The organism is Mycobacterium sp. E2462 (assembly GCF_001672685.1).
Classification (GTDB): Bacteria; Actinomycetota; Actinomycetes; order Mycobacteriales; family Mycobacteriaceae; genus Mycobacterium.
Genome location: NZ_LZKC01000149.1, coordinates 1 through 4,705 on the forward strand (window position 1 = coordinate 1; position 4,705 = coordinate 4,705).

2 protein-coding genes are annotated in these 4,705 nt (G+C 69.1%); both read right to left on the minus strand.

All coding sequences use genetic code 11. From position 1 onward, the window contains the following. Positions 1-3,989: NAD-glutamate dehydrogenase domain-containing protein (locus tag A5714_RS06900; protein ID WP_068284119.1), on the minus strand; the 3,989-nt coding region annotated here is incomplete at its 3' end. 69 nt (positions 3,990-4,058) lie between these two features. Continuing rightward, on the minus strand, positions 4,059-4,705 hold a 647-nt coding region (locus A5714_RS06905; protein WP_156747203.1), incomplete at its 5' end, for an ATP-binding cassette domain-containing protein.

Consider the following 4,705-nt stretch of genomic DNA (forward strand, 5'->3'; position numbering starts at 1 on the left):
CGGATCTCCGGGGTGAAGCGCTCCCGCAGCGGCGTCGGGAAGTACTGCGGCAGACGCGACGCGAACACGTCCTGCTCGGTGAGCTCGGTGCCCAGCAACTCCTCTTTGAGCGCCAGCTTGACGTGCGCCATCATGGTGCACAGCTCCGGGGAGGTGAACCCGATCCCGGCGTCGTAGCGGCGCTGGATCTCCTTCTCCGAGGGCAGGGCCTCCAGGTCGCGGTGGATGCCGCGTTCGTCGACGAGATATTGCACCAGCCGGGCGTGCACCGGCAGCAGGCTGGCCGCGTTGGCGCGGCTGGTGCCGATCAAGTCGTTCTGGTCCTCGTTGTCGGTGAGCACCAAGCGGGCGACCTCGTCGGTCATCGACTCCAGAAGCTCTTTGCGTTCTTCGGCCTTCACCTTGCCCGCGGTGACCAGGGAGTCGATCAGAATCTTGATGTTGACCTCGTGGTCGGAGCAGTCAACACCGGCCGAGTTGTCCATCGCGTCGGTGTTGATGCGGCCGCCGGACAGGTCGAACTCGACGCGGCCCAGCGCCGTCACGCCGAGGTTGCCGCCCTCCCCGATCACCTTGGCGCGCACCGCAGATCCGTTGACGCGCACCGGGTCGTTGGCGCGGTCACCCACGTCGGCGTCCGATTCGGACTCGGCCTTGATGTAGGTGCCGATGCCGCCGTTGAACAGCAAATCCACCGGCGCCTGCAGGATGGCCCTGATCAGGTTGGGCGGGGTCATCTCGATCGCCCCGGCGTCCTCCGGGGCGTCGATGCCCAGCGCGGCGCGGACCTGCGGGCTGACCGGGATCGCCTTCTGTTCGCGGCTGAACACCCCACCGCCCTCGCTGATCAGCGAGGTGTCGTAGTCCTCCCAGCTGGAGCGCGGCAGCTCGAACATGCGCCGGCGCTCCTCCCACGAGGCGGCCGGGTCGGAATCCGGGTCAACGAAGATGTGCCGGTGGTCGAAGGCGGCGAGGAGCCGAATGTGCTTGCTCAGCAGCATGCCGTTGCCGAACACGTCACCGCTCATGTCGCCGACACCGACCACCGTGAAGTCTTGCGTCTGGGTGTCGACGCCCATCTCGCGGAAGTGGCGTTTGACGGCCTCCCAGGCGCCCTTGGCGGTGATGCCCATGGCCTTGTGGTCGTAGCCCACCGAGCCGCCCGAGGCGAACGCGTCGCCCAGCCAGAACCCGTAGGACTTCGCGACGTCGTTGGCGATGTCGGAGAAGGTGGCCGTGCCCTTGTCGGCGGCCACCACCAGGTAGGCGTCGTCGCCGTCGCGGCGGATCACTTCCGGTGGCGGGCTGACCTTTCCGGTCGCGTGGTCGACGTTGTCGGTGACGTCGAGCAGCCCGGAGATGAACAGCTGATAGCAGGCGACGCCTTCGGCGCGGGTGGCGTCGCGGTCGGCCGCGGCGTCGCCGGTGGGCAGTGGCGGACGCTTGAGGACGAAGCCGCCCTTGGCGCCGACCGGGACGATTACGGCGTTCTTGACCGCCTGGGCCTTCACCAGGCCCAGGATCTCGGTGCGGAAGTCGTCGCGGCGGTCCGACCACCGCAGGCCACCGCGGGCCACCGGCCCGAAGCGCAGGTGCACGCCCTCGACGCGCGGCGAGTAGACGAAAATCTCGTATTTCGGCCGTGGCAGCGGCAATTCGTCGACCAGCTGCGCATCGAGCTTGATCGCCAAGACATCGCGGGCCCGCGCCGATTCTTCGCGGGTGACGAAGTAGTTGGTGCGCAGCGTCGCCTGCACCAGCGACGCGAACGCCCGCAGGATGCGGTCGGTGTCGAGGCTCATCAACGCGTCGACGTCGGCGGCGACCGCCGCGGCGGCGGCCTGCGCGTCGCGGCCCGTCGACGCGCTGGACGGGCGCGGGTCGAACAGCGCCTCGAAGAGCGCCACCAGGGACCTAGCCGTCGATGGGTGCTCGTTGAGCACCGACTCGATGTAGGACTGGCTGTACGGAAAGCCCACTTGGCGAAGGTATTTGGCGTAGGCCCGCAGCAGCACCACCTGCTGCCAGGTCAGCCGCGCACGCATCACCAGCTCGTTGAACCGGTCCACCTCGACGCGACCCTGCCAGATCGCGGTGACCGCGTCGGCGAAGCGCTGCGCGGTCGCGTCGCGTTCCGCCGCCGTCGCGTCGAGTTCGATGGTCGGGTGCATCGAGACCTTGAACTGGTAGATCCACACCGGCAGCCCGTCGGGGCGCTCGACGGTGAACGGCCGCTCCTCGAGCACCACGACGCCCATGCTCTGCAGCATCGGCAGCAGCTGGCTCAGCGAGGCGGTGCGGCCGCCCATGAACCAGGTCAGCTGCGCCCCGTGCTCGCCGCGGTCGGTGAACACCAGCTTCACCGAATCGTCTTGCAACGCTTTGATGATCGCGATGTGGTCGATCGCGTCTTTAGGGTCGACGGACTGCTTGTAGGCCTCGGAGAAGGCCCCCGCGTAGTACTCGACGTCGGCGTGCTCGAGCGGCCGGTCCGCCGCGGCGGCGACCAGCCGGTCGGTCCAGGTGCGGGCCGCCTCGGAGAGCAACGCCTGGATGCGGATCCGGTTCTCCTCGGACACGTCGACCGGCGGGGCGCCCTGCTCGGCGCTGCCCTCTTGGGGCAGCCGAACCATGAAATGCATGAGCGCCCAGGGAGATTCGCTGACGCGGGCGGTGAATTCCAGCCGGGTGCCCCCGAATTCGCGGACCAGGATGTCCTCGATCTGCAGGCGCACCTTGGTGGTGTAGCGGTCGCGGGGCAGGTAGACCAGGCAGGAGACGAAGTACTGCAGCCGGTCGGCGCGCAGGAACAACAGCGCGTGCCGCTGCGACCCCAGGTCCACCACCGCTTTGGCCATCGTCAGCAGCTGTTCGGCGCCCAGGGTGAACAGCTCCGAGCGGGGGACGGTCTGGATGACGTCGAGCAGCAACTGGCCCGGGTGGATGGGGTCGCTGTCGGCCAGCGCGAGCGCTTGGTGCACCCGGCGGGAGATCGTCGGGATCTCCAGCACGTCGGCGTTCATGGCGGCCACGGTGAACAGCCCGACGAACCGGTGCTCCAAGACGCCACCGTCGACGTATTCGCGCACGGCGATGGCGTAAGGGTAGGCGCCGTAGCGCAGGTAGCTGCCGACGACGGACTGCGCGAGCACCAGCAGCCGGTCGTCGTCGGTCAGGCGGGGCCGGGCGCCCGTGCGGGTGCGCAGCACGCCGAGGCCCGGCGAGCCTTCGGCGGCGGAGACCAGGCCGTCGTGCACCCGGCACCGTTGGTAGCCGAGCAGCAGGAAGTGGCCGTTGCCCAGCCAGCGCAGCAGCGCGGCCACGTCGTCGCGGTCGGGCGCGGCGAAGTGGTCGTCGGCGTTGTCCTCGACCGCCACCGCCAGGTCGGTCAGCGCGGCGATCAGCGCGGCGGCGTCGCTGGCCACCTGCTGCACGTCGGTCAGCACTTTCGGGAGGAGACGCTCGACCTCGGCGAGACCCTTGCTGTCGACCGACGGCAGCAGTTGCACGTGGATCCACGCCTCGCCGGCGTACTGCGGGGAGTCGGCCCCCTTCGACTCGACGCTCAGCAGGGCCCCGGAGGGATCGCGGCGCACGTCGAACACCGGGGTCATGATGGCGGCGTAGGGGACGCCGAGCCGGTGCAGCAGCACCGTGACGGAGTCCATCAGCATGCCGCCGTGGTCGGTGACGACCTGCAGCGCGGGCCCGATGCCGGCCGGGTCGTCCGCCGGGTAGACGGCGACGCGGCTCTCGCCGGCGGGGCGTTGCGACCCCAGACGGTAGTGCGCGCCGAGCATGGCGGGGGTGACGATGGCCGCGGGCACGGTGAGGTCGATCGGCCCGCTCTCGGCGGCGCCCGGCTCTTCGCCGTGCGGACCGCGGTAGCTCTCGATGTAGGCCTTCGCGATCCAGTCAGGGACGTCCTGCGGCTGGGTGAACGTGGTCCACGGCTTGAGATCCTGTTTCGCTCCGGGATCTATCGTCATGCCGATTGCTCCCAACTGGTCGGCGCGGCTCGCTCGCCCCACCCGTCCGGGCCGGGGCACGAGCTGACACTAGTCGCGCGTCAGCTTCCGGTGGGTCACCCTGTGCGGCCTGGCGGCGTCGACGCCGAGTCGTTCGACTTTGTTCTCCTCGTAGGCACCGAAGTTGCCCTCGAACCAGAACCACTTGGCCTCGTTGTCGGCATCACCCTCCCACGCCAGGATGTGCGTGCAGGTGCGGTCCAGGAACCAGCGGTCGTGGGAGATGACCACCGCGCAGCCGGGGAACTTCTCCAGCGCGTTCTCCAGGGAGCTCAGGGTTTCGACGTCCAGGTCGTTGGTCGGCTCGTCGAGCAGGATCAGGTTGCCGCCCTCTTTGAGGGTGAGCGCCAGGTTCAGCCGGTTGCGCTCACCGCCGGACAGCACGCCGGCGGGCTTCTGCTGGTCCGGGCCCTTGAACCCGAACGCCGACACGTAGGCCCGCGACGGGATCTCATTCTGCCCGACCTCGATGTAGTCGAGGCCGTCGGAGACGACCTCCCACACCGTCTTCTTCGGGTCGATGCCGGCGCGGCTCTGGTCGACGTAGCTGAGCTTGACCGTCTCGCCCACCTTCACCGTGCCGCTGTCCGGCTCCTCGAGGCCGACGATGGTCTTGAACAGCGTGGTTTTGCCGACGCCGTTGGGGCCGATGACGCCGACGATGCCGTTGCGGGGCA